We start from the raw sequence: 1057 nt of genomic DNA on the forward strand, positions 1-1057 counted from the left end.
CTAGAGCGGTTCCCGACCTGAGTGAATCGCGAGGGATTCCCAAATCGGCGCGGAGGTGATTCAAGCTGTCTGCCGGAGAGGGAGGCCGGCAGGCATGTCGCGAGCGCTTTCTCTCGATCTTCGGACGCGGGTTCTGAAGGCGGTGGCCGATGGGATGTCGCACCGGCAAGCCGGTGAGCGGTTCGGGGTCAGCGCGGCGAGCGTCAGCCGGTGGCGACGGCGAGCCGAGGTCCAGGGGGACGCCCGGCCGAAGGCGCTCGGGGGCGATCGCCGGTCCGGCCGGATCGAGGCCTGCAAGGACCTGATCCTGGGCGTGCTCGCCGAGACGCCCGACATCACCATCGAGGAACTCCGCCGGACCCTCGCGAGCCAGGGGCACACGTTCGGCTTCGGCACGATCCAACGCTTCTTCGAGCGTCACCGGATCACGCGCAAAAAAAGACCGGGCATGCCAGCGAGCAGGATCGTCCCGACATCGTGAGGCGTCGGCAGGCCTGGTTCGACGGCCAGCTCGACCTCGACCCCGAGCGGCTGGTGTTCATCGACGAGACGTGGGCCTCCACCAACATGGCTCGGCGCTACGGCCGGGCACCGCGGGGCGAGCGCCTGCGGGTCGGCATTCCGCACGGACACTGGAAGACGACCACCTTCGTGGCCGGGCTCACCTGCCGAGGCATGATCGCCCCGTTCGTCCTCGACGGCGCGATCAACCGCGAGGCCTTCGAAACCTATGTCGCGTGCGTTCTCGTTCCCACGCTCAGGCCCGGTGACGTCGTCATCATGGACAATCTCTCGAGCCACAAGGGCCCCGCCGTCCGCGCGATGATCGAGGCGGTCGGCGCCAACCTTCTCTTCCTGCCGCCCTACAGTCCCGACTTCAATCCGATCGAAAACGCCTTCTCCAAGCTGAAGGCCCACCTGCGCAAGGCCGCCGAGCGAACCGTCGACGGCCTCTGGGCCGCGATCGGCGGCCTCGTCCGCACCTTCACCCCGGCGGAATGTGCCAACTACTTCGCCGCCGCAGGATACGATGCAGCCTGATCGGATTCCGCTCTAG

1 protein-coding gene is annotated in these 1057 nt (G+C 67.5%); it reads left to right on the forward strand.

The genetic code is table 11. The features are described 5' to 3' along the window. Positions 1–94 precede the first annotated feature (94 nt). Positions 95–1041 (forward strand): IS630 family transposase gene (locus J2S22_RS30850; RefSeq protein WP_272780890.1). Its coding sequence is split into 2 segments (ribosomal slippage): positions 95–443 and positions 443–1041, totalling 948 coding nucleotides; the frame shifts between segments, so codons are not numbered across the junction. Positions 1042–1057 lie beyond the last annotated feature (16 nt).

The sequence above is a fragment of the Rhodoplanes tepidamans genome (assembly GCF_030813915.1).
GTDB lineage: Bacteria > Pseudomonadota > Alphaproteobacteria > Rhizobiales > Xanthobacteraceae > Rhodoplanes > Rhodoplanes tepidamans.